Source organism: Pseudonocardia halophobica, from assembly GCF_050948485.1.
Lineage (GTDB): Bacteria > Actinomycetota > Actinomycetes > Mycobacteriales > Pseudonocardiaceae > Pseudonocardia > Pseudonocardia halophobica.
Genome location: NZ_CP192046.1, coordinates 3,116,703 through 3,140,474, shown reverse-complemented (window position 1 = coordinate 3,140,474; position 23,772 = coordinate 3,116,703). Strand labels below are relative to the sequence as shown.

General features: G+C 75.2%; 24 protein-coding genes. 7 read left to right on the top strand and 17 right to left on the bottom strand.

The features are described from left to right. Positions 1-148 precede the first annotated feature (148 nt). On the top strand, positions 149-1,333 hold the full coding sequence (locus tag ACQP04_RS15115; protein WP_433507666.1) for a sensor histidine kinase: 1,185 nt from the start codon (positions 149-151) through the stop codon (positions 1,331-1,333). Further along, positions 1,330-2,040, top strand: a complete 711-nt coding sequence (locus ACQP04_RS15110; protein ID WP_433507665.1) for a response regulator — start codon at positions 1,330-1,332, stop codon at positions 2,038-2,040. The genes ACQP04_RS15115 and ACQP04_RS15110 overlap by 4 nt, the downstream gene beginning before the upstream one ends. Before the next feature lie 18 nt (positions 2,041-2,058). Here the strand turns inward: ACQP04_RS15110 and ACQP04_RS15105 are convergent, their stop codons facing one another. The 3 genes from ACQP04_RS15105 to ACQP04_RS15095 form a co-directional block, all read right to left on the bottom strand. Next, complete coding sequence (locus ACQP04_RS15105; protein ID WP_433507664.1) at positions 2,059-2,601, bottom strand: hypothetical protein; 543 nt, start codon at positions 2,599-2,601, stop codon at positions 2,059-2,061. A gap of 90 nt (positions 2,602-2,691) precedes the next feature. Then, positions 2,692-3,129 carry a DUF5709 domain-containing protein gene (locus ACQP04_RS15100; RefSeq protein WP_037048070.1) on the bottom strand — a complete coding sequence of 146 codons (438 nt, stop codon included), beginning with the start codon at positions 3,127-3,129 and terminating at the stop codon, positions 2,692-2,694. After that, the gene (locus ACQP04_RS15095; protein WP_433507663.1) at positions 3,119-4,174 is read right to left on the bottom strand and encodes an enoyl-CoA hydratase/isomerase family protein; all 1,056 of its coding nucleotides are present in this window, start codon (positions 4,172-4,174) and stop codon (positions 3,119-3,121) included. The genes ACQP04_RS15100 and ACQP04_RS15095 overlap by 11 nt, the downstream gene beginning before the upstream one ends. Before the next feature lie 44 nt (positions 4,175-4,218). Between ACQP04_RS15095 and ACQP04_RS15090 the strand changes: the two genes are divergently transcribed. Together ACQP04_RS15090 and ACQP04_RS15085 are read left to right on the top strand one after the other, a co-directional pair. Further along, complete coding sequence (locus tag ACQP04_RS15090; RefSeq protein WP_433507662.1) at positions 4,219-5,391, top strand: CoA transferase; 1,173 nt, start codon at positions 4,219-4,221, stop codon at positions 5,389-5,391. After that, on the top strand, positions 5,388-6,722 hold the full coding sequence (locus ACQP04_RS15085; protein ID WP_433507661.1) for an amidohydrolase family protein: 1,335 nt from the start codon (positions 5,388-5,390) through the stop codon (positions 6,720-6,722). The genes ACQP04_RS15090 and ACQP04_RS15085 overlap by 4 nt, the downstream gene beginning before the upstream one ends. 37 nt (positions 6,723-6,759) lie before the next feature. Here ACQP04_RS15085 and ACQP04_RS15080 read toward each other — a convergent pair whose 3' ends face one another. After that, positions 6,760-7,347 (bottom strand): TetR/AcrR family transcriptional regulator, encoded by a 588-nt coding sequence (locus ACQP04_RS15080; RefSeq protein ID WP_433507660.1) that lies wholly within the window; start codon positions 7,345-7,347, stop codon positions 6,760-6,762. A 104-nt stretch (positions 7,348-7,451) separates the two neighbouring features. Between ACQP04_RS15080 and ACQP04_RS15075 the strand changes: the two genes are divergently transcribed. Beyond that, positions 7,452-7,877 (top strand): organic hydroperoxide resistance protein, encoded by a 426-nt coding sequence (locus ACQP04_RS15075; protein WP_433508369.1) that lies wholly within the window; start codon positions 7,452-7,454, stop codon positions 7,875-7,877. 66 nt (positions 7,878-7,943) lie between these two features. On the opposite strand, the gene ACQP04_RS15070 is transcribed toward ACQP04_RS15075, so the two are convergent. Both ACQP04_RS15070 and ACQP04_RS15065 read right to left on the bottom strand, forming a co-directional pair. After that, complete coding sequence (locus tag ACQP04_RS15070; RefSeq protein ID WP_433507659.1) at positions 7,944-10,529, bottom strand: MFS transporter; 2,586 nt, start codon at positions 10,527-10,529, stop codon at positions 7,944-7,946. Positions 10,530-10,604: 75 nt separating this feature from the next. Further along, a complete protein-coding gene (locus tag ACQP04_RS15065) occupies positions 10,605-11,099 on the bottom strand; it encodes a MarR family winged helix-turn-helix transcriptional regulator (protein WP_433507658.1) in 495 nt (164 codons plus the stop codon). Positions 11,100-11,269: 170 nt separating this feature from the next. On the opposite strand from ACQP04_RS15065, the gene ACQP04_RS15060 reads away from it, so the two are divergent. Both ACQP04_RS15060 and ACQP04_RS15055 read left to right on the top strand, forming a co-directional pair. Further along, positions 11,270-11,857, top strand: a complete 588-nt coding sequence (locus ACQP04_RS15060) for a TetR/AcrR family transcriptional regulator (RefSeq protein ID WP_433507657.1) — start codon at positions 11,270-11,272, stop codon at positions 11,855-11,857. A gap of 107 nt (positions 11,858-11,964) precedes the next feature. Further along, the gene (locus tag ACQP04_RS15055; protein ID WP_433507656.1) at positions 11,965-13,062 is read left to right on the top strand and encodes an MBL fold metallo-hydrolase; all 1,098 of its coding nucleotides are present in this window, start codon (positions 11,965-11,967) and stop codon (positions 13,060-13,062) included. On the opposite strand, the gene ACQP04_RS15050 is transcribed toward ACQP04_RS15055, so the two are convergent. From ACQP04_RS15050 to ACQP04_RS15000, 11 genes are all read right to left on the bottom strand, one after another. Next, positions 12,948-13,382, bottom strand: coding sequence for a hypothetical protein (locus ACQP04_RS15050; RefSeq protein WP_433507655.1), 435 nt, complete (start codon positions 13,380-13,382; stop codon positions 12,948-12,950). The genes ACQP04_RS15055 and ACQP04_RS15050 overlap by 115 nt on opposite strands. Continuing rightward, positions 13,382-14,191, bottom strand: coding sequence for an MFS transporter (locus ACQP04_RS15045; RefSeq protein ID WP_433507654.1), 810 nt, complete (start codon positions 14,189-14,191; stop codon positions 13,382-13,384). Before ACQP04_RS15045 ends, ACQP04_RS15050 begins: the two co-directional genes overlap by 1 nt. 454 nt (positions 14,192-14,645) lie before the next feature. After that, complete coding sequence (locus ACQP04_RS15040; RefSeq protein WP_433507653.1) at positions 14,646-14,846, bottom strand: hypothetical protein; 201 nt, start codon at positions 14,844-14,846, stop codon at positions 14,646-14,648. Further along, a complete protein-coding gene (locus ACQP04_RS15035) occupies positions 14,819-15,580 on the bottom strand; it encodes a type IV toxin-antitoxin system AbiEi family antitoxin domain-containing protein (RefSeq protein WP_433507652.1) in 762 nt (253 codons plus the stop codon). The genes ACQP04_RS15040 and ACQP04_RS15035 overlap by 28 nt, the downstream gene beginning before the upstream one ends. A 238-nt stretch (positions 15,581-15,818) precedes the next feature. Further along, complete coding sequence (locus tag ACQP04_RS15030; RefSeq protein WP_433507651.1) at positions 15,819-16,256, bottom strand: TraR/DksA family transcriptional regulator; 438 nt, start codon at positions 16,254-16,256, stop codon at positions 15,819-15,821. 279 nt (positions 16,257-16,535) lie between these two features. Continuing rightward, entirely contained in the window at positions 16,536-17,519 is a 984-nt protein-coding gene (locus tag ACQP04_RS15025; protein WP_433507650.1) for an NAD(P)H-dependent flavin oxidoreductase, read from the bottom strand. 140 nt (positions 17,520-17,659) lie between these two features. Then, entirely contained in the window at positions 17,660-17,971 is a 312-nt protein-coding gene (locus ACQP04_RS15020) for a hypothetical protein (RefSeq protein WP_433507649.1), read from the bottom strand. A gap of 177 nt (positions 17,972-18,148) precedes the next feature. Beyond that, positions 18,149-18,391, bottom strand: coding sequence for a hypothetical protein (locus tag ACQP04_RS15015; protein WP_433507648.1), 243 nt, complete (start codon positions 18,389-18,391; stop codon positions 18,149-18,151). A 20-nt stretch (positions 18,392-18,411) separates the two neighbouring features. Next, positions 18,412-19,713 (bottom strand): YeeE/YedE family protein, encoded by a 1,302-nt coding sequence (locus ACQP04_RS15010; protein ID WP_433507647.1) that lies wholly within the window; start codon positions 19,711-19,713, stop codon positions 18,412-18,414. A gap of 12 nt (positions 19,714-19,725) precedes the next feature. Then, positions 19,726-21,909, bottom strand: a complete 2,184-nt coding sequence (locus ACQP04_RS15005; RefSeq protein ID WP_433507646.1) for a hypothetical protein — start codon at positions 21,907-21,909, stop codon at positions 19,726-19,728. A 37-nt stretch (positions 21,910-21,946) separates the two neighbouring features. Continuing rightward, positions 21,947-23,767 carry a hypothetical protein gene (locus ACQP04_RS15000; RefSeq protein WP_433507645.1) on the bottom strand — a complete coding sequence of 607 codons (1,821 nt, stop codon included), beginning with the start codon at positions 23,765-23,767 and terminating at the stop codon, positions 21,947-21,949. Between the last annotated feature and the right edge of the window lie 5 nt (positions 23,768-23,772).

The following is a 23,772-nucleotide window of genomic DNA, read 5'->3' as shown; positions in this document are numbered from 1 at the left end:
ATCCCGCGGCCGCACGGTCAGCCGCCGGTGGTAGACGACGTACGACCCCGGAGGTAGCGCCGGGACACCGCCCGCGGTGGATGCGCTCCCGGGGCGGCACCGGCGACCATGGACCGGGCGACGGGCGGGCCGGATCGAGGGCGGGCGGATGGTCGACATCAGGGGTGAGCCGGTGCGTCGCGGCCTGCGGTCGCCGGTCGCGGTCGACGCGGTCCTCGGGGTCTGCGTGGCGGTGGGGCTCCTCGTCGCCGCGGCCGCCGGCATCGTGCCGGCCGTGGCCGACGCCCGCCCGCCCGACGCCGGAGCTGCGGCGCTGGCCGTCGCGGTCGCCGGAGCGGTCGCGGTGCGCCGCCGCCACCCCGTCGTGGCCCTGGCCGTGCTCGAGGCGGTCCCCCTCCTCTGGTTCCTCGTCCCCTATCCCGGGCTCCTGGTCGCGCTGGCTCCGCTGATCGGCTGCTACACCCTCGCGGCCCTCCGGGGCTGGCGGTGGGGCCTCGCGGGCGCCGTGGTCACCGCGCTGGTCCAGATCGTCGCGATCCGGGTGGTGCTCGGCGACACCGCGACCGCCGGCGTGGTCCCCGACGCGGTGCTGCTGGCGGCCACCGCGAGCAGCGCGGGCGCGGCCGTCGGCTACCACCGGGCGGTGCTCGCCGCCACCCGCGCCCAGCACGCCCGCGAGACGCAGGCGCGCGAGGAGCGGGCGCGCCGGCTCGCCGCCGAGGAACGGCTGCGCATCGCCCGCGAGCTGCACGACGTCGTCGGGCACACCATGGCCACCGTCAGCGTGCAGGCCGGGGTCGGCCTGCACGTCGCCGACCAGCGCCCCGCGCAGGCCCGCGAGGCGCTCGCCGCGATCAAGACGATCTGCGACGACGGCCTCACGGACGTCCGGACGATCCTCGGCATCCTGCGCGCCGACACCTCGTCCGGGGAACCGCGGACGCCCCGGGGTGGGCTCGACCGGCTGACCGACCTGCTCGACACGGCCGACGCCGCAGGTCTGCGCATGGAGCGGGAGGTCGACGGGGAGCCGCGGCCCCTGCCCGTGGCCGTCGACCTGGCCGCCTACCGGATCGTCCAGGAGGCGCTGACCAACGTGATCCGCCACGCCGGGGCCCGCAGCGTCCGGGTGGCCCTCACCTACGAACCGTCGCGGCTGCTCATCCGGATCCGCGACGACGGGCACGCGTCCCCCGCGGTCACACCCTGCGGGCACGGCATCGACGGGATGCGCGAGCGGGCCCGTGCGCTGTCCGGCCGCCTCACCGCGGCCCCGCACCCCGACGGCGGCTTCGAGGTGTGCGCCGAGCTGCCCGTCCCGGGCCCGCGATGACGTCCGAGCATCTCCCGGTCGATCCGGTGGCCGAACCCGTCCGCGTGCTCATCGCCGACGACGAGGCCTTGGTCCGCGGCGGCTTCCGCGTCCTCGTCGACACCGAGCCCGGCATGGTCGTGGTCGGCGAGGCCGGGGACGGGGCCACCGCGGTGGAGCTGACCCGGCGGACCCGCCCGCACGTCGTGCTCATGGACATCCGGATGCCGGGCGTCGACGGGTTGGCCGCCACCCGCGAGATCGCCGCCGATCCCGACCTCGCCGACGTCCACGTCCTCATCCTCACGACCTTCGACCACGACGAGTACGTCGTCGACGCCCTCGCCGCCGGCGCAGCCGGCTTCCTGATCAAGAACACCGAGCCCGCCCAGCTGCTGCTCGGCATCAGGGTCGTCGCCGGTGGTGAGGCGCTCCTGTCCCCGGGCCTGACCCGGCGGCTGATCGCCCGGCTCACCGCCCGAACCGCGACGCCGCGGCTCGACCCCGACGCGCTGGCCCAGCTCACCGCCCGCGAGCGGCAGATCGTCGCCCTCGTCGCGCACGGCCTGAGCAACACCGAGATCGCCGCCGAGCTCACCATCAGCCACGCCACCGCCAAGACCCACGTCAGCCGCGCGATGACCAAGCTCGGCGCCCGCGACCGGGCCCAGCTGGTGGCCCTGGCCTACCGGCACCGTCTCGTCGAACCGCCCGATCCCGGCCCGTGACCCCGGCCGCCGCGGGTCTCAGTCCGAGGAGGACGACGACGAGGAGCCCGAGTCGGCGGAGGAGGAGCTCGACGAGGAGTCGGAGAGGGAGCCCGCCGACGGGTCCGCGCCCGACCGGCCGGAGTCGGCCCCGGAGCCCGACCAGCTCGGCTCCGACCCGTACCGGCCCGGATTCGAGGTCCAGGAGCCGCCACACGAGTGATCCACGGCGTGCCGGTGATCCCGGTCGTCGCAGGAGTCGCCCCCGGAGTCGACCCAGGAACCGTCCCGGAAGTCGTCACCGCCCGTCGACCGGTTGCTCGGCCACGCCCAGACCGGCTCCTCCGCTCCGCCGGACGGGCCGTGCCGGTACGGCGCCGTCCCGCCGACACCGACGCTCCGCAGGTCCGCCAGCAACCGCCGGTGCGGTGCGGTGACGAGCCGGAGCACCAGCAGCGCGATCGCCGTGCCGATCAGCACCGGCAGTCCGAACAGCAGCCCGGGCCAGCCGAGGACCGCGTGGAGCACGCCCAGCACGAGCAGGTCGCTGAGCAGGACGAGGGGCAGGATCCAGCGGGGCACGACTCCGCCCCCGACGGTCGACGACGGTGCGTTCACGGCCCGACCACGATCATCGGGCCGCGCGCGTTAACGGCACCTACTCGTCGGCGCCTACTGCTGGTCGTCGACGACGTGGACCGCGGCCTCCTCCGCGGAGGCGCCGGCGCCGTCGATGCCGACGTCGCGGGCCCACGCGTCCGCGTCGGTGTCCGAGACCCCGCCCTCCGCGGCGTCGACGAGGCGCCCGGCGCGCGGGTCGCCGACCTGGTCGTCGCGCAGCTCGCCGTCCGTGTCCGAGGTGTCGGACTGCCAGTCGGCGTCCTCGTCGTCGTCGCCCCAGTTGTCGGGCACCTCGCGGGCGAGCCGGTGGTCCAGGTCCTCGCCGGTGTGCTCGTCGGAGGGGGTGATCCCGTAGTCGTCGACGGCCCACGGACGTTCGGGCGGCGAGTAGCCCTCGTCGAGCACGTCCTCGACCCCGCGGTAGTCCAGCGTGTCCTCGGGTTCCAGCTGGTCGGTGTCCACGTCGGGACCGTTGTCGTCACGGCTCATGGGCGTCAGCCTGGCACTGCTCGGCGACGGCGTCGACGAGCCCCCACCGGAGGGCCGTCGGTGCGTCGCACGGCGTGCCCGACAGGGCGAGGTACAAGGTGCGCCACCGGCCGATGCGCCGCGGCAGGCTCACGGTGCCGCCGGCCCCCGGGATCAGGCCCATCGAGACCTCGGGCAGCCGGAGGGTCGTGTCCGCCGCGGCCACGACGTGGCCCGCGAACGCCGGCACCTCGATGCCCGCGCCCACACAGGGCCCGTGCAGGCGGACCTCGACGCGGTCGCGCAGCGCGTGCACCGGCCGGGCGGCGCCCCCTCGGGTCCGGATCAGGTGCGCGGTGGCGAGGTCGGGTGCGGTGCCGAACTCGTCGAGGTCGCCGCCGGCGCAGAAGGCCGGGCCCTCCCCGTCGATCACCACCTCCTCGACGTCCGGGTCCAGCAGGGCCAGGTCGAGCCCGCCGACGAGGGCGTCGCGCAGCTGCCGGCCGTACGCGTTGCGCCGCTCGGGCCGGTTGAGCGTGAGGTGCAGGATGCGGCCCGCTCGGGCGACCCGGACGGGCTCGTCGACGGGCGGCGGCAGGGGGCGCGGGCCGCGGCGGTCGAGCCACGCGCGGAACTCCGGCCCGCCGAGCAGGGTGGAGTAGGCGAGGGACTCGGCGTCGAGCGCGGCGGGCACCGACAGCGCGCCGGACCAGCGCAGCAGCCCGGCCAGAACGGTCGCGGCCTGCGGGTTCGCCTCGGCCGCGGTGTGCAGGTCGGCCAGCGCCGCCGCGGGGTCCCCGACGCCGACGAGCTCCGGTCCGGCGTCCCGGTCGGTCGGCACCAGCGTCAGCGCCAGGGCCCGGACCAGCGGGGCCCAGCCCGGGCCGGGCTCCCCCACCCCGACCAGGATCCGGTCGGACTCCTCGGCGATCCGGGCGAGACGCGCGACGTCGGCCGGCGGGCCGGAGAGGTCGACGCCCAGCAGCGGGCCGTCGACGCGGGCCTCCGCGTCGAGCAGCGGCGCCTGGTCGGCGAGGTCGGCGGGGTGGACCGTGCGCGGCGTCATGGCGAGGCGAGCCTAGTGCCGTGACCGGCGGTTAGGGTGCTGCCGTGGGGAGCGACGCCGCGGCGGACTGGGCGGCCTCGGGTGTCGTGCCCCTGACCGGCCACGCCGACGGGCCGCCGCTGGTCCCCCCGGGCCGCGCGGCCTCCGTCGCCGCCGAGCTGGGGTCCCTCGTCGCCGTCGACGGAGCCGCCCTGCTCGCCGAGCGCGCCGCCTTCACCGGGCACCGGCGTGCGGGCCGGGTGTCGGTGGGCGGGAGCTGCCGGCTCGTGCCGATCGCCGACGGCTGGGCCGCCGTCTCGTGCGCCCGGCCGGACGATCCCGCCCTGCTCGGCGCGCTCGTCGAGCACCCGTTGCCCGACGACGACCCGTGGCCGCTGCTCATCGCGGCGATGGCCGGGATGCCGGCACACGACCTCGCCGAGCGTGCCGAGCTGCTCGGGGTCGCCGCGGCGCCGATCCGCGAGGTCGCCGGCGCCGCGCGGTCGATCGGCGTCCCGCGGTCGGTGTCGGGTCTGCTCGTCGTGTCGTTCGGGGCGCTGTGGGCGGGACCGTTGTGCGCGCACCTGCTCGCACGGGCCGGGGCGCGGGTGGTCACGGTCGAGACGCCGTCGCGGCCGGACGGGGCGCGCCGCGGCGAGCCGCGGTTCCACGCGCTCCTGCACGCCGGTGAGCGGTCCGTGGTGCTCGACCCGTCCGAGCCGGACGGCCGTCGGGCCCTCGCGGCACTGGTCGAGGCGGCCGACGTGGTGATCGAGGCTTCGAGGCCGCGGGCCCTGCGCGGCTTCGGGCTCGACGCCGAGGCCGCGGTCGCGCGGGGCACGACCTGGATCTCGATCACCGCGGCGGGCCGGGCGTCGAACCGGATCGGGTTCGGCGACGACGTCGCGGCCGCGGCCGGGCTCGTCGCCCGCGACGCCGAGGGCCTCCCGGTGTTCGCCGGCGACGCGATCGCCGACCCGCTCACCGGGCTGACCGCCGCCGCCCTGGCCCTGACCGCGCCGGGGGTGCTGCACGACGTCGCGATGACCGAGGTCGTCGCCGGGACGCTCGACGGCAGCCCCGGCGGGAGCGCCCGGCGGGAGGGCGCGGGCTGGGTGGCCGACACTTCCTCCGGTCCCGTGCCGGTCGCCGCACCTCGGACTCGTCGCGTACCCGGACCCGCACCGGATTCCGGCGCCGACACCGCGGCCGTCCTCGCCGAGCTGGGCATCCGGTGACCGCACTGGTCCTGCGCGACGCCGAGGTCGACGGCGTGCGCGTCGACGTCCGGGTGCGGAACGGCCTGGTGACCTCGGTGTCGCCCGCCGGCTCGAAGGACGGCCCCGCGGTGGGGTGCGAGGGGGGTGCCCTGCTGCCCGGACTCGTCGACCACCACGTCCACCTGCACGCGCTGGCCGCGGCCCGACGCTCGGTCGACTGCTCGGGACCCGATCTCGCCGCGGCGCTGCGCGCGGCCGCGGCGGACGAACACGGTTGGGTCCGCGGCACCCGCTACCCGGGCGACGACCTCGACGCCGCCACGCTCGATGCCCTCCACCCCGGGAGACCGGTCCGCGTCCAGCACCGCAGCGGGGCGCTGTGGGTCCTCAACTCCCGGGCGCTCGCGGCGCTGGGACCGCTCGACCACCCCGGCGTCGAACGGGCTGCCGACGGCACCCCGACCGGCCGGCTGTTCCGCGCCGACGACTGGCTCCGCGCCCGGCTCCCCGGCTCGGGGCTCCCCGACCTCTCCGCACTCGGCCGGGAGCTGGCGTCCTTCGGGATCACGGCGGTGACGGACGCGACGCCCGACCTGGACTCCTCGGCGGCCGTGGCGCTCACCGAGGTCGTGCAGCGCGTGACGCTGCTCGGTGTGCCGGTCGGGGCGAGCACGCCCCCGGGTGCGGCTGTCGGCCCGGTGAAGATCGTGCTCGCGGACTCGGGCCTCCCGCCGTACGACGAGCTGGTGGCCCGGATCCGCGCGGCCCACGAGGCCGGGCGCGGGGTCGCCGTGCACAGCGTGACCCGCGAGTCGCTGGTCCTGCTGCTCGCCGCGCTCGACGAGGCCGGCCGGCACCCCGCGGACCGGGTCGAGCACGCGGCGCTGGTGCCGGAGGAGCTGGTCCCGGCGCTGCGGGGGCTCGCCGTCGTCACGCAGCCGGGGTTCCTGGCCGACCGCGGCGACCTCTTCCGGCGGGAGCTGCCGCTCGAGGAGCATCCCGATCTGTACCGGTGCCGGAGCCTGCTCGACGCCGGGGTGCGGGTCGCGCTCTCCTCCGACGCCCCCTACGGCCCGGTCGACCCGTGGGCGGTGATCGCCGCAGCGACCAGCCGCCGCACACCCGACGGCACGGCTCTCGGTCCCGACGAGTCCGTCACGGCCCGGCAGGCGCTCGACGCCTACCTCGCCGCCCCCGACGACCCCGGCGGCCCCCCGCGGACCGTGCGACCGGGCGTCGCAGCCGATCTCGTCCTGCTCCACCGCCCGCTGGCCGCCGCCCTCGCCTCCCCCTCGGCCGCTGCCGTGCGCGGGACGCTCATTGCAGGGGAATGGGCGTACGGGGACTGAACCCGCCTCCATGATCACCGGCCGGGAGCACCACGGCTCAGGGCCGGGCCAGCAGATCCTCGAACCCCCGCGTCAGGGTTTCCCGCGCCCGCGCCGCGTCGGCGAGGTAGCCGGCGACCATCGCGCCGTCCCGCAGCATCATCAGCTGCGCTCCGGCCTGCTCCGGGTCCGGGTGCCCGGCCACCCCGAGCTCTCGCACGAACAGCTCGGTCAACCACCGGCGGTGCTCCGCGACCGCGCGGTGCACGGGGCTGTCGGGGTCCGGGTACTCCGCAGCCGCGTTGATGAACGCGCATCCACGGAACCCGGCGGTACAGGCCTGCTCCCCCATCGCCCCGATCACGGCTCGCAGCCGCGGCGCCCCCTCGGGAGCGGAGCCGGCGACGGCGCGGACCGCCTCGTCCACCGACCGCAGGTAGGCGACGACCAGGTCGTCCTTGCTCGGGAAGTGCCGGTAGAAGGTGGCGCGCGTGACGGCGGCCTCGCCGATCACCCGGTCGACGCCCACGGCGCGGATCCCCTCTCCGTAGAACAAGGCGGACGCGGTGCGCAGCAGGCGGTCGCGGGCCTCCGACCGGCCGGGGGTACGGCCGTGGGGCGGGGAGTCGGCGAGCCGGGCGGGCATGCGGCCAGACTAACAGACAGAACGATCGGTCTTGCGCTTCCGCGCGACCCGTGCCAGAGTCGGCGACAGCAAGGAAGACCGTTCGTTCTACCTACAGGGAGCCTATCGTGAAGGTGCTCTACACCGCCGCCGCCATGTCCAGCGGGGACGCCCGCAACGGCCACGTCCGCTCGTCGGACGGCCTCCTCGACCTCGACCTGGCCACCCCGAAGGAGATGGGCGGCGCCGGTGGCGCCACCAACCCGGAGCAGCTCTTCGCCGCCGGCTACTCGGCCTGCTTCCACAGCGCGCTCAAGGCCGTCGCACGGCAGAAGAAGATCGACATCACCGACTCCTCGGTCTCCGCCGAGGTCGGCATCGGCCCGAACGACCAGGGCGGCTTCGCCCTGACCGTCGCCCTGCACGCCGAGATCGGCGGGGTCGACCAGGCCACGGCGGACGAGCTGGTGCAGGCCGCCCACCAGGTCTGCCCGTACTCGAACGCCACCCGCGGCAACATCCCGGTGACGGTCGACGCGACCGTCGAGTGACCGCCTGACGGCCGGCACGGAACGGGCCCGGCACCGCGAGGTGCCGGGCCCGTCGTCGTTCCTCCGTCAGTCGCCCGCGACGGGCTGGGGTGCGCGGCCCGAGGGCGCCGGGACCCCGCCCGGGACGGGCGCGCCGAGCGCGACCCGGACCTCGGTCGTCCCGCCCGGGTCGACCCGGACGACCTGGACGTCCGGCGCGTACCCGGCCGCGGTGAGCGTGTAGGTGCCGCTCGGCAGGTCGGCGAACGCGAAGCCGCCCTCGCCGTCCGTGGTGGTCGAGCCGACCACGCGGCCGTCGGCGGCGACGAGGGTCGCGACGGCGTCGGGCACGCCCCGCCCGCTGCTCGCGGCGGTGACGGTGCCGCGCAGCTCGGCCCGGTTCGGCAGGACGACGTCGTGCACCAGCAGGGCCCCGTCGGTGAGGGTCACGGAGGTCGCCACCGGCACGCCCGGCCCGGCCGCGGCCAGCGTGAACGCACCGGCCGAGACCCCGGCGATCCGGTAGCGGCCGGCGTCGTCGGTCCGGGTGGTCCCGGCGACGTCGCCGCGGGCGTCGATGAGGGTGACGGTCACCCCGGCGGCCGGGACGGCGGACTCGCCCCGCGTCACGGTCCCGGAGATCTCGCTGCCGCCGCCGAGCGTGACGTCGTGCCGCACGGGCCGGTCCGCCACGGCGACCATCGACGCCGAGGGCCGCAGCATGCCGGACGACACGACCAGCAGGAACGTGCCGCCGGTCGGCAGGTGGAACTCGAAGCCTCCGTCGGCGTCGGTGGTGGCGCGGCCGATCTGCTCCCCCGTGCCGGCCGTCAGCGTGACGACCGCGTGCCCGATCCCCACGCCGCCGGTGCCGGCGACGAAGCCGTAGACCGCGGGCCCGACGCCGTCGGGATCGGCCGGACGCCCGGCCGTGGCGTGGTGCGGCATGGCGTGCCGTCCGCGGTGCCGGTCGTCGGTCGGCAGCTCGGCCGGCCCGGCCGCGGTGACCGGTGCGGCGACGGCCGCAGCCGGGGCGGCGGCCGCGGCGACGGCGCCGGCCGGGGCGGCCGCCGGCGCACCGTCGGCCTCGGCCTGCTGCTGGATCCCGCTGAGCGTGCGCAGCGGGACCTCCTTGATGAACACGATCGCGAGCAGCGAGACGATCGCCAGCGCACCCGCGACCAGGAAGATCCGGGCGGTCGCGTCGCCGTAGGCGCCGCGGACGACGTCGGCGACGAAGGCCGGCAGCTCGTTCAGGGAGCCGATCCCGACCTCACCGGAGGCGGCGCCAACCACCGGGACGCCGGCGTCGGACAGGCCCTGCGTGGTGAGGTCCGCGACCCGGGTCGCCAGGATCGCGCCCAGCACCGAGACGCCGACGGTGCCGCCGAGCGACCGGAAGAAGGTGACGGTCGACGACGCCGCGCCCAGGTCGGTGACCTTGACCGTGTTCTGCACCGCCAGCACCAAGTTCTGCATGGTCATGCCCATGCCGAGGCCCAGCACGGCGAGGTAGACGCCCATCAGCCAGATGTTCGTGGCGTGGTCGATCGTGGCGAGCAGGCCGAAGCCGACGACCATCAGGATCGCGCCGACGACCAGGAAGACCTTCCACTTCCCGAGCTTGGTGATCAGCATGCCGGAGACGGTCGCCGAGAGGGTCGACCCGATGATCATCGGCAGGGTGAGCAGCCCGGACGCGGTCGGCGAGTAGCCCCGCGCGATCTGGAAGTACTGGCCGAGGAAGACCGCGCCGCCGAACATCGCGACGCCGACGGCGATGCTGGCGATCACCGCGAGCGTGGTGGTGCGCTCCTTGAACAGGTACAGCGGGACGATCGGCTCCGCCGCCCGCGACTCCACGAACACGGCGAGCCCCAGCAGGACGACGCCGATCGCGATGAGCAGCCACGACGTGCCCGAGCCCCACGCGAACTCGTTGCCGGCCAGGGTGACCCAGATCAGCAGGTCACAGACACCGGCGGCGATCAGGACCGCGCCGAGATAGTCGATCTTCACCCGGCGCCTGACCACGGGCAGGTTCAGCGTGCGCTGCACGACGACCAGCGCGACCACCGCGAACGGCGCGCCGACCCAGAAGCACCAGCGCCACCCCAGCGAGCTGTCCACGATCACACCGCCGATCAGCGGACCGGCGACCGTGGCCAGCGACATCACCGCGGCGATCGGGCCGGTGTAGCGGCCCCGCTCCCGGGGGCTGATCATGGCCGCGATCACGATCATGATCAGCGACTGCAGCGCGCCGAGGCCCAGGCCCTGGAAGGCCCGCCAGACGATCAGGATGTCGACCGAGTGCGAGAAGCCGGCGAGGATCGAGCCGCCGATGTAGAGGACGATGCCGATCTGGACCAGCAGCTTCTTGGAGAAGAGGTCCGAGAGCTTGCCCCAGATCGGGGTGCTCGCCGTGGACGACAGCAGGGTCGCGGTGACGACCCAGGTGTACTGGCTCTGCGAGCCGTGCAGGTCCGTGATGATCGTCGGCAGCGCGTTCGAGACGATCGTCGCCGACAGGAACGCGGTGAACATCGCCAGCAACATGCCGGAGAGCGCCTGCAGGACCTGGCGGTGCGTCATGCCGCCGGCCTCGCCGCTCGTCGGGGGCGCTGCCGGCGCGCCCGGCGCGACCGGTGTCTCGGCGCGGGTGGTGGACACGCGTGCTTCCTCGTCTCTGGGGGGTCTCTCGGGTCGTGCGGATCTCGGTACCGGGCGTACCCGGCGCGCGGGCGGCTACCGCGCGGGCGCCGGGTCGGACCGCCGCCGCGGGGCGGGCGTGATCCGGTGCAGGTCGGCGACCAGGCCGCGGAGCTCGCCGGCGATCCGCCCGACCTCCTCGTCCGTGCGGTGGGCGAGGGCGGTGGCGAGCTGCTCGGCGCGGTGCTCGCGGTACGCGGCCAGCACGGCGCGGCCGCGCTCGGTCACGCCGACCAGGTGGGCGCGGCGGTCCTGCGGGTCGGGACGGCGGGCGACGAGGCCGGCCTCCTCCAACGCGGCGACGCGCCGGCTGATCACGGAGGCGTCGACGTCGAGCGACGCGGCCAGCACCCCGAGGCGCTGCTCCCCGTCCGCCACGAGCAGGCCGAGCAGGCCGGCCCGCGAGGGGTGCAGGACGCAGGTGCCGTCGGCGGGCGGCTCGGCGTCGGCCAGCTGGCGCGCGAGACGGCCGAGGTCGACGAACTCGCGGATGGCCTCCGCGAGGTCGGACGCCGTCGACGTGCTGATCACGGACCTCTCCCTTTGGTTGCTACACGCAAGCATACGCCGTTGCTTGCGCCATGCAACTTCAGGTCCGTCACGTTCGCCCCATCGGGTCGCCCGGGCCCACTCGTCCCGATCGGCCCGGTCCGTCCTGCTCGGGGCGGCACCGGTCGTCGCGGGGCTAACCTGGCCGCGAGATGAGCGCCTTCCCCGCCGCGGGCCGCCCGCGCAACCCGGACGTCGACCGGCGGGTCGCCCGCGCCGCCGTCGAGCTCTTCGGCTCGCAGGGCTGGGCGGGGTTCAGCGTCGAGGCGGTGGCCCGGCGCGCGGGCGTCGGCAAGGCGTCGATCTACCTGCGCTGGCCGTCCAAGGAGGCCCTGCTGGTCGGTGCGCTCGCCGAGCGCGTCCCGGTGGTCGCGGACGTCGACACCGGCACCCTCCGTGGCGACCTGGTCCGGCTGGCCCGGCAGCTCCTCGACATGCACCTCGGTCCGTCCGGACGCGCCTTCGAGCGGATGGGGCTCGACGCGCCGCAGCTGCCGGGGGTGGCCGAGCGGTGGGAGCGCCACCGCGAGGCCCAGGTGCGCGCGGCGCGCGCCATGATCCGGCGCGGGATCGACCGCGGCGAGATCGCCGCCGACACCCCGGTCACGCTGCTGCTCGACACGCTGTGCGGCGGCGTCGCCCTGCACGTCTCGTCCACCCCGGAGCGCCTGCGCACGAACATCGACGTGGAGGACTACGCGGAGCGTCTCGTCACGTTCCTGCTGCGCTCGGTTGAGTGAGCCGCCCGGGCCGGGTTACCGTCCGAGCAGGTTTTCGGACGTTCGGCGTCCAGGAAGTGGGTGGCCGGGTGGTGCAAAGGGTCCCTGCGGGCGGTGTCCCCGCGGGTGTGGAGGTCGTCGGGACCGCGCAACGCGAGGCGTGGGCGGCGAAGATGCTCCCGCCCGTCGAGCGGCTCGAGGCGGGCCTGTGGTCGGTGCCGGTGCCGATCCCGCAGAACCCCCTGCGGTACACGCTGTGCTACCTCGTCCCCGGCGACGACGGCGTGGTCGTCGTCGATCCCGGGTGGGACACCGAGGAGACGTGGTCCGCCCTGGTCGCCGGGCTGACGGCCGCCGGTGCGGGGTTCGACGACGTCGTCGGGATCGTCGCGACGCACGTGCACCCCGACCACCACGGCCTCTCCGGCCGGCTCGCCGAGCGCAGCGGCGCGTGGATCGCGATGCACACGGCCGAGGCCGCCACGCTCCCCCAGCGTTGGAGCTCCGGCAGCGCCGAGGACCGCCGGCAGGTCATGGCCGGCTGGCTCTGCGGCTGCGGCGCCTCGGAGGACGAGGTCGGCGAGCTCACCGGCCCGCGGTCCGGCGGGCCGGACGGGGTGATGGCCGAGCCGGACGTCCTGCTCGACGACGGCGACGCACTCCCGCTGGCGGGCCGCACGCTCCGCGCGCTCTGGACCCCCGGTCACACCCCCGGGCACATCTGCCTGCTCGAGGCCGACGCCGGCGTGCTGCTGACCGGCGACCACGTGCTGCCGCGGATCACCCCGAACATCGGCCTCACCCCCAGCTCCGACGCCCCGGCCCTGGCCACCTTCCTCGACTCGCTCGAGCGCGTGGCCGTCACCGACGAGGAGCACGGCGGGCTCACGGCGCTGCCCGCCCACGAGTACCGGTTCCGCGGGCTCGCCGCGCGGTCCCGAGCGCTCCAGGCGCACCACGCCGAGCGGTGCAACGAGCTGCTGGCCATCGTCCGCGAGGCCGGCGAGCCGACGATGTGGGAGCTGGCGGCCCGGCTGACCTGGTCGAGGCCCTGGGAGGAGGTCGGCCCGATGCGGATCGGCGCGCTCGCCGAGACCGCCTCGCACGTGCGCTACCTCGTCGACCGCGGCGAGCTGGAGTGCCTCGGCGGCGTGCCCGGCGCGATCACGGCCCCCGAGCCGGACCACACCCTGCGGGTCCGGCTCGCCCGCCGCGCCGTCGCCTGACGCTCGGCGATCAGCGCGCGGGCCTCGGCCTCGCTGGACACCGCCGGGCCGGACCCGGCGAGCGGCTTGCGGGCGCTCTCGGCCAGCAGCCACACCGAGATCGCCCCGACGGCGCCGGCCGCCATCAGGTAGTAGCCCGGCCAGTCGAGGTCGCCCGTGGTCAGCACCAGCGCCCCGATCACCGTCGCGGCCGTGCCGGCGAAGGCCGACACGAACAGGTTGAACGTGATCGAGAGGCCGCCGTAGCGGATCTCGGTCGGGAAGAGCGCCGGGAGTGTCGACGGCGCCGTCGAGGAGAAGCAGACCAGCATCAGGCCCATCACCAGCAGGCCGAGGAAGGTCGAGCCGACCCCGCCCAGCTCTGCTTCCAGTACCTGGTGAAGATCAGCCGGAGGGCGCGGCCGGTCGGGGTGCCCTCCTCGGCCTCCGAGGACTGCAGCATCGCCTGGAAGGCGGGCGTCTCCTCCAGCCTCACCCGCAGGTAGAGCCCGACCGCCCCGAGCGGCAGGGCGAGCACGAACGGGATCCGCCAGCCCCAGCTCACCAGCTGCTCCGGGGTCAGGATCCAGGTCAGGAACGTGACGAGCCCGGCGCCGAGCGCGTACCCGGTGAGGGTGCCGAACTCCAGCCAGCTGCCCGGGAACCCGCGCCGCCGGTCCGGGGCGTACTCGGCGATGAAGGTCATCGCGCCGCCGTACTCGCCGCCGGTGGAGAAGCCCTGGATCAGCCGGACGAGCAGGACCAGCAACGGTGCCGCGACGCCGATCGTCGCGTAGCCCGGCAGCAGGCCGAGGATCGTGGTGCCCGCGGCCATCATGATCACCGTGATCGAGAGGACGTTCGTCCGACCGATGCGGTCCCCGAGCGGGCCGAAGAACAGCCCGCCGAGGGGCCGGACCAGGAACGAGACGGCGAACACCGCGAACGCGTAGACCGTCGACGTCGCCGGGGGCAGGTCGGTGAAGAAGACCTTGGTGATCGTGACGACGAGGTACGAGTAGACCCCGAAGTCGTACCACTCGGTGACGTTGCCGATCGCGGCCGCGCCGACCGCCCTCCTGATGGTCGCCTCGTCGGTGATCGTGATCTCGTCCAGGGTCAGCCCGGAGTCGCGTCCCTCGTCGGCCACTACATGTACTTCCGTCGTACCGCCGGGGAACGCTAGGTCCCGGGGCCACGGGATTGCAGGACGAAACGATCGGGCGAATGGGGTCGTCTGTACTGGTCAGAGCGGTTCGTCCGATCACGTGGCGGGAGTCGCACCTGACAGCGGCGCTCGGGTGGCCCTGCGCGGCACCTCGCTCCCTGTGTCCGGGCCGCTGCGGGCGCGCCCGGCGGTCCCGCGGGAACCCCGTCCGGCGCGGGCACGCCACTCCCGTCCGGTGCCCCCGCCCATGTGCGGCACCTTCGCCCGCGACACGTCCGCTCGCCGATCTGACTCCAGCGCGGCACACCCGCTCAGCCCGGTCCCACACCTGCCGCGGCGCGACACACCCGCTCCGACCCGGTCCCACACCCGTGGAGTGCGTCGCACACGCTGTCGACGGCCCGCGCGACGCACCTTGGGATGTACGAGGTGCCGATCAGCCGTCGAGGACGCGGCGGAGGCGGGCGGCGACCGTCCCGAACTCCCGCAGCTCGCCCCAGGTCCACCGCAGGACCGTCCAGCCCGCGGCGCGGATCGCGTCCTCGCGCACCTTCTCGGCGAAGACCGCGTCGCCGGCCTCCTGCCCGGGCGCGAACAGCCGCCCGTACTTCACGCGGCCGTCGAACTCCCCGACCACGCGCTGCTCCCGCCAGGCGAAGTCCACCCGCCCGTCGACACCCCGCGCGACCCCGGGCACGACGAGTTGCAGCACCGGCGGAGGCAGGCCGGCCGCCGCGATCGCGAGCCGGCTGCGGGACTCCCCCACGCTCTCGGCACCCTCGGCGGCGAACCGTCCGACGCGACGAGCAGCCGGCCCACCGGGCCAGCCGGTGGCTCGGGTGATCGCCTCGACCCACTCGGGCCGGGTGAGCGGCGCCGCCCCGGCGTCCGGTCCCGTTGCAGGTCCAGCGCCGAGTCGACGGCGACGACGGCCTGCTCGTACGGCAACGTCCGGGCGAGGTCGACGGCGGTGCGGGCCGGCGTGGTGACGGCGATCCCGTCGATCTCGACGATCTCGTCCTCGCGCAGCCGCGCGGTGTGGAGGTGGAAGCGGCGCGAGGTGCGGCCGCCGCTGGTCGCGTCCCGCGTGACGTGCACCCGGTCGAGCCGGACCGCCCACAGCCGCAAGCCGTGCAGCACCGCCGCCGACGTATGGCTGATCACCGAGCCCTTCGCCAGCAGCGGCAGCGTGGCCCGCACCAGCAGGGCATGCCGCGCCTCGGGCGTCTGCAGACGTTCGTCGGCCGGATCGGTGTAGGCGCCGCGTCGGACGAGCGCGAGAGCGCCGGAGTTGCGCATCCGCCGGATCTCGGCGGCGGTGAGGCCCGCGTCGAGCAGGGAGCGCCGGGTGCGGAGACCGTGGGAGTCCATGCGGGGAGGGTGCCGGTCGCCACACCGTCCCGGGTCGTCTCGGGACATCCCGTCACGATCGCGAACGGCCGCACCGCGGAGGCACACCCGAAGGTGCACGGCACGGGGCCGTCGACGGAGTGCGCCGGGCACGTCGCGGGTGTGACGGGCCGCCCCTTACAGGTGTGGGAGGACCCGGCGGGTGCGGCAGCGGTCGGAGTGGGTGTGCGAGGGCCGACCGGGTGCGCGAGCTGTCGGCTCAGCGGCGGCGCCGGCGGCGGAGATCGGCGCAGGTGAGGCAGGTGTCGGTGGCGGGGAGCGCTTCGAGGCGGACGTCGGGAATGGCGGTGCCGCAGTGGGCACAGCGGCCGTAGGTGCCTTCCCGCAGCCGGTCGGCGGCGCGGTCGAGGGCGGCGATCTCGTCGCGCGCGCCGCGGAGCAGGCCGAGGAGTTGGGCGCGCTCGAAGCCGATCGTGACGCCCTCGGGGTCGTGCTCGTCGTCGTGCGTGGTCAGGGCCTGCTGCTCGGCGAGCGCCTCGACCTGCACCTCCAGCGCGGCCGCCCGCGCGACGGCGGCGGCGCGAGCGTCGGCGATCCGATCGCCGTGGCCATGCGGACCGGCCGACGAAGCCTCCGTCGACTCCTCGCCGCCCGCCGCGGATCGCGCGACGGCGTCGGGGCCGGGATCAGAGGGCATGCCTCCACTCTCCCGGCCCCGGCCGCCGAACGCAGCCCCCGCCCCGTCCTATCGGACCTCCCGACTCGCCGCAGCGCACAGCCCGACACGCCGGAGCGCACGACCCGACTCGCCGGAGCGCACAGCACAACTCGCCCGAGACCACAGCGCGACTCGCGGTGCCACAACTCCCGACTCGCGCTGCCGGAACTCCCGACCCGCGCTGCCGGAACTCCCGACCCGCGCTGCCGGAACTCCCGACTCGCGGTGCCGGAAGTCCCGACTCACGGGAGCGGAGACTCAGACTGCGGCGGGTGCGCCGACCATCCCGGCGAGGCGGCCGGTGATGATCTCCTCGGCGTCCCGGACGATGCGGGTGATGAGCTCCTCGCAGGTGGGGATGTCGCGGATGAGCGCCTGCACCATGCCCGCGGACCAGATGCCGTGGTCGAGGTCGCCGGTCTCGTAGACGATCGCGCCGCGCTTGCCCGCGACCAGGTCCCGGATGTCCTCGAACTGCGCGCCGGCCTTGAGCTTCTCCACGACCTCGCGCGACACGGCGTTGTCCGCCACGCGCGCAGTGTTGCGAAGCTGCCGGAAGATCAGCTGGGTGTCCCGCTCCCCCGCCTCGACCAGCCGGTCCTTGACGTTCTGGTGGATGCCCGACTCGACGGTGGCCATGAAGCGAGTGCCCATGTTGATGCCGTCGGCGCCGAGCGCGAGCGCCGCGGCGAGCCCGCGGCCGTCGCCGAAACCGCCGGAGGCGATGAACGGGATCTCGAGGGCGTCGGCCGCCGCGGGCAGCAGGATCAGCCCGGGGACGTCGTCCTCACCGGGGTGTCCGGCGCACTCGAAGCCGTCGATGGACAGGGCGTCGACGCCGAGGTTCTGCGCCTTGACCCCGTGCCGCACCGAGGTGCACTTGTGGATCACCTTGATGCCGGCGGAGTGGAAGTGCTCGAGGTGCTCGATGGGGTTGGACCCCGCGGTCTCGACGAACGGCACGCCCTCGTCGATGATCACCTGCCGGTACTCCGCGTAGGGCGGCGGGGTGATCGCGGGCAGGATGGTGAGGTTGACGCCGAAGTTCTTGTCGGTCAGCTCCCGGCACCGCCGGATCTCCGCCCGCAGATCCTCCGGGGTGGGCTGGGTGAGTGCCGTGATGAAGCCCAGGCCGCCCGCGTCGGCCACCGCCGCGACGAGCGGCGCCCGCCCGACCCACTGCATGCCGCCCTGGGCGATGGGGTGCTCGACCCCGAACAGTTCCGTGAAGCGCGTCCGCATCCTTGCTCCGCTCCCCGCCCGCCGGGAACCGCACGCGCCCGGCTCACCCGACCGCGAGAGCCCCACTGAACGAACGATCGACTAGGTCTCCTCGCCGTGATCGTGCCCGGCGGCCCTGAGGCGCGTCAATGAACTCCGGCTCACGTCACGGCGGAGGTCGCCCGGACCGGGGAGCGCAGGAACATCTCGTCGGGCCACGGCCCCGTCCTGACGACGGCGGCGAAGTGCCCGTCGATCCACTCCCGCTCGGCGGCCCGGTGCCCGGCGGGGTCGGCCGGCTGCGGCAGGCCCGACCACCCGCACTCGCACCGGGCGAGCACGGCGACGTACCCGGAGAGCCGCTCCCGGACGTCCGTCCAGATGTCGGTGGCCCGCCCCGCGGCGTCGAGCCCGGCGACGTAGCCCTGGTGCTCGTCCGTCGACTCGTCGGCCGCCGGCCCGATGAACAGCATGGACGCCACCCTGTCGCCCGACCGTTGCGGCGGGAAGCACCCGGGAGGTTCCTCACCCGGCCGGTCCGCGAACGGCCCCTGCGGACCGACGAGCGGCGGAGATCCCCGGACACACCGGAGCCGCCACGACCGCTCGCGAGGTCGTGACGGCTCCGGTCCCCGGTGGGCAGGTCGGCGCTAGTTGATGCCGCCGACGAGGCCGTAGACCGGTGCGATCGCGTCGAAGACCCCGAAGGTCGGGTCGTCGATCGGGACCGGCACGTGGTCGGTGGCCCACAGGGGGTTGCCCGCGACGGCCGGGCCCGGCTCGGTCGGCGGCTCGGCGATCACCGGCGCGGCGTGGGCGGTGCCGACGAGCGAGCCGCCGGCGAGCGTGGTCAGGGCGATCCCGCCGAGCACGGCGGAGGTCACACGGATCATGGAGGGTTCCTTTCTGGTGATCAGCAGATCGAGTCGGCCGGCTTGGGGTTCGAGAGCCCGAACAGCGGCCGCAGCCGCAGCCCGACCCACGTCCCGGCCAGCGCGACCACACCCCAGATCCAGCCGTGCAGGCTGAACGAGGCGATTCCGGAGAAGTAGGCGCCGATGTTGCAGCCCCCCGCGAGCCGCGCGCCGTACCCCATGAGGATCCCGCCGACGACCGCGCCGACGGCCAGCTTCCACGGGATCCGCCTGTGCAGCAGGAAGGCTCCGCCGACCGCGGAGGCGAAGAGCGCGCCGACCATGATCCCGAGGTCGAGCACCGAGATCCGGTCGGCGAGGACCGGGCCGGCGAGCGACTTCGCGTTGGCGGGCTGCTGCCAGAACGCCCAGTTCTGCGGCTCGGCGCCGAACCACTGCAGGACCTTGGCGCCCCACAGCCCGAACGCCGACGTCACGCCCCAGGGCTGGCCGGACACGAACAGCACCGCGGCGTTGAGCACGGCAAGCACGATCGCGCCGACCCACAGCGGCCACGAGCCGCGCAGCACGCGGGCGACCCCGCGGGCCAACGGCGGCCGCTCGACCGGCGGCGGGGTGCGCCGCTTGGCCACCCAGTAGGTCAGGCCGGTGATCAGCACCAGGACCAGCAGCGACGCGCCGACGGCGCCGGGGATGCCGCCGAAGACGTCGACCAGCGAGATCGCCGGGCCCTGCGGCACGACGTCGTTCCAGAACGGGAAGGACAGCGCGGCGAACACCGAGCCGACGACGAAGCCGAAGAGCGTCAGCACGATCGCGCTCTGCCCGCTGCCGACGGCGAACAGCGTGCCGGAGGCGCAGGAGCCGCCGATCTGCATGCCGGCGCCGAACAGGAACGCCCCCACGACCAGCCCGATCCCGACCGGCGACACGTACCCGCGCGGGTCCCCGGACAGTCCGATGCCGGTCGCGAAGACGACACCGAACAGCACGGTCGCCACTCCGAGCATCACCATGTGCGCCCGGATCGCGGCGCCCTGCCCGACGGCGACCAGCTGCCGCCAGCCGGAGGTGAAGCCGAAGCGGGAGTGGAACAGGGTGAAGCCGAGGGCGAGGCCGAGCGCGCCGGTCCCGACCATGGTGGCCGGCGCGACCCGCGAGATGCCCCACAGCAGCAGGGCCGCCAGCAGCACCGCCGCGGCGGTCGGCACCCACTGCACCGGCGGCGCCTCGCGGTCGGCCGGGCCGAACGAGGCCCGCTCCTGGGCCGGGACCCCGCGCAGGGCCCGCACCAGCGGGTTCCCGGCCGGTCCGCCGACCGGTTCATCGAGCACGGACATGACTGCTCTCCTTCACGAGGGATCGAGGGGGCCGCTGACCGGCACGACGGTCCCGTTGGGGAACCACGCGGCCGGGTTGCCCCCGCCGTGGTGCCCGTCGGTGTCGCCCGGGGCGTTGACGGTCATCGGCACGTCGACGGGCGCCGCGCCGAACAGGGTGGGCCGCTCGTCGAGCGGGACACCGGAGTGCGCGGCCCACCGGACGTATCCGGCGGTCGAGGGCGCCTCGCCGGGGAACGCGGCGCCGACCTCGCCGGCGTACCGCCTGGCGAGCTGGTCCTGCGGGTTGAAGACCAGCGGCACCACCGACGACGAGGTCCGGGTGACGACCCCCGGGGTCAACAACCACGGGGCCAGATACGTTCCGCCCAGGTGGGTCGGCGTCTCGAGCGCCCGGGCCGAGGCCTCCCGGAGGGTGGCCGCGGCGGGCGCCCAGCCGGACACCACGATCAGGGCGCTGTCCGCGTCGGGCCGCTCGACGAGCCGGGCGCCGGCCTCGGTGGCCCGGGTCCGGACGAGCTCCGCCGCCGCGCGCGAGCGGGGCGAGTCGTCCCCCACGACGCTCACGCCGCGCACGCCGTGGTCGGTGAGCGTGCGGACCGTGGCCCGCAGCGCACCCGCCTCGGCCTCGGACAGGGTGTCCGACGGACAGGTGCCGGCCGCCGGGGTCGCATCGCCCGGCCGTTGCCCGACGAGGTCGCCCAGCAGCGCTGCCGCGCACTCCGGCCCGTCGGGGCCGGTCAGGGCCCCCTCGGCGGGGGTGGCCGCCGCCGACCCGGTGTCCACGGGAACGGTGCTCGTCACGCCGCCGGCCGAGACCGTCAGCGTGCTCACCCCCGCGGGGAGGTCGACGACGGCCCAGCCGCCCGCCGCACCGTCCCGCGCCGTGAACGGGACGGCGGGGGCGGACGTCGGATCGGTCGAGACGGTCGCCGCGATGGGGAGCGTCGGGCCGTGTTCGTGCCCGCCGGTCGCGAGCACGACGGGCCGGACGGCGGTGCCGTCCGTGGTGCCGGGCGCCGGGTAGCCGGTCCCCGAGAGGCGGACCAGGTTCGGGCCCGGCCGCATCGGGGCGACCAGCACGGCGAGCCGGTCGGCCCCGGCGCCGACCGTGCGCAGCAGCGGCCGGCCCGGCTCCGGACCCGGCCCCGGGAGGGGCAGGGTCGCGAGCAGCGCCGCGGCGGCGACGCCGGCGACACCGGTGATCCCGGCGATGCGGTACAGCTCCCGGTCCCGCAGCCGCCCGGCCGGCAGCAGCGCCACCGCCCAGCCCGCCACCACGAGCACGGGCAGCGCGGCGGCCGCGAGCCCGGCCAGTCCGTACCCGCTCCCGGTGAGGTCGTGAGTGGTGTCCGGCCCGCTGACGACGAGCTGCACGATCCCGGCGCCGACGGCGACGGCTCCCGCGGCGATCGCGACCCGGGCGAGCACCCCGGACCGCGGGCGCACGCCGGGCCGGTCGGCCTTCTCCGGGACCGCAACCGCGCCGAAGGGCACCGTCGGCGCCTCCGCGGTCGCGCGGCTGCGCAGGCCGGCCGAGGACGCACCGGTCGCGGCCGGCCCCGACCCGGCCGGGACCGCGGGCTCCCCCGCCCGAGGTCCCGGCGCGGGCCCGGCCCCCCCGGCCCCGGCGGCCGCGACCGCCGTGGCCCCGACGAGCACACCCGACGCGACGGCGTAGGTCGCGTCGAGCGCGAACGCGAGCCCGGTGTGGATCGACCCGAGCTGGGCGGCCAGCAGCACCAGCAGCACCGCCCCCGGCACGGCCGACCAGCGGGTCCCGAGCAGGGCCGCGGCCACCAGGGCGAGCACCACGTGCGCGACGGTGCCGAGCACCGACACCGATCCCGTCAGGTGCATGATCTCGGCCGCGGCGGCCACGACGCCCGCCGCGACCCACGCCGTCACCAGTAGCCCGCGCGGGACCTGCCCGCCGAGCAGGCCGCGGGTGGACCCCTGCGGTGCGCGCCGGCCGAGCAGGCCGTGCACCAGGGCGATCCCGCCCGCCAGCGCCGTCCCCACCAGCAGGGCCACGCGCAGCAGCACCACCGCCGGACCGGCCTGTTCCCCCAGCGCCGCTGCCGCACGCGCGGCGGGGGTCACGACCACGGGCCCGGCGAGGGCGGTGCCCCCGCTCGCCACGAGGGCGAGCGGGAGCACCACCAGGGCGGCGGCGGCCGCCCGGCCGCGGCGCACCAGGGCACGCCGCGACCGGGAGACCCGATGCCGGGTGTTACGCGATGTCGGCATCGTTCGCCACGAACAGCATCGAGTGGGGCTTCGCGTTGCCGAAGGAGCCGTGCGGCCAGCTCTCCCGGTTGAACGAGATGCAGGTGTCACCCGTGTTCTCGTCCCTGAAGTCCTCGTCGAGCTTCAGCTGTCCGTCCTTCTCGATGTCCACGATGCAGACGCGGTGGTCGCCGTCCGTGCCGGTGCGGGCCACGAAGTAGTTCGCGGTCGCCAGGCGCCTCGGCTGGTCGGTCTCGTGGTAGAAGCCGTCGTCACCCAGCTCGAGGTTGTCGAGGGCACCCCAGTGCGGGCCGCCGGCGGCCTTGCCGGGGTTGATGACCTGGTGCCCCTTGAGCGTCGGGCAGTCGGACTCCGCGCCACCGCCGGCGATCTCGTCGGTGGTGTCGATCGAGCAGGTCGCCTCGTCGCCCGCCTCGACCAGCTTCTCGATGTCGAGCGCGATCACGCCGCCGGCGGTGCCGGGGTCGTCCTTGCCCAGCGCGCCGGGCTTGCGGCCGATGATGGCGTGGTACAGCGTCCGGTCGTCGGGGCTGGTCTGCAGCCACCCGCCGTTGGAGCTCGGGCCACCGTTGTCACCGGCGGCCGGGTCGAGCTCCTTCACCGCGGTGGACAGGTCGTAGATCTCCCGCCACTGCGGCTCCGGCGCCGTGATGTCCGGCGTGTAGAACAGCGCGCCACCCTGCATGGTCTGGGCGAAGGCGCCCTTGTGACCCGGCAGGTTGGTCACCGTGGTCTCCATCGCCGCACGGTTCTCGTTGTGCAGCGGGTCCCGGCCGTCGGAACGCGGACCGGTCGGCAGGTACGACACCGACTTGACCCTGGGGTGGTTCAGGTCGGAGATGTCCCAGATCCGGACCGTGGGCCGGCGCAGGTACGGGGACGGCGCCTTCACCGGGTCGAGGATGATCGTCCGCGGCTCGGCGTAGTCACTCGTGACCATCGTGTTCAGGTCCTCGCGGACCTGGATGCCGTGCGGGTTGGCGCAGCTGGGCTGGCCGAGCGCCGGCATGGTGAGGCACTGCGTCGGGTCCTCCGGCGTGGTGGTCGCGGCCGGGGCCTCGACCAGCTTCTGCCCGTCCGGACCGAACCGGACGACCTCACCCGGCGTGCCCGCGAACCCGTTGCCGGTGCGGACCTCACCTCCTGAGTAGGTGCAGGGACCCGGGACGACCGGGCCGCCCATGTAGGTCCCGTAGGCCGTTCCGTCGTTCAGAACCCAGTACGCGTCCGGCACCGACCCGCAGAGGGTTTGGCTGGGGAGGCTGATGCCGGAGAGCTTGAGCTCCGGCAGCGCGGACACGTCGAAGACGTAGGTGGCCGCCGAGTAGAGGCCACCCGCGTAGATCTTGTCGCCCTTGCGCCACGAGTACTGCATGTGGTGCGGCTCGTTCTCGACCAGCGGGCCGACGGTCGCGGTGTTGACGACCTTGCCATAGCTGGGCGAGCCCGTGGTGACGTCGACGACCGCCATGAAGTCCGGGCCCGGCAGGGCGCCCGTGACCTTGTCGGTCGGGTTCGTCAGGGACCCGGGCAGGTTCTTGACGTCCGGGACCACCGTGTCGGCGACGTTCTCGTCACCGGCCCACACGACCATGTACTCCGGTCGGGTGGAGGCGCCGCGCGAGTCCTCGGCGGCGTCGGTGTCGATGTTGTTCTCGACCCAGTAGTCCTTGCCGTCGGCCCCCTTCACGGCGGACTTGACGGTCTCGACGTCGGCATACGCGTCGCCGCCCGGCAGGGTGGTCACCCCGGCGACGACGCCCAGGGCCAGGAGCCCGAGCAGGATCTTCTTCGGTGCGCGCATCCCGG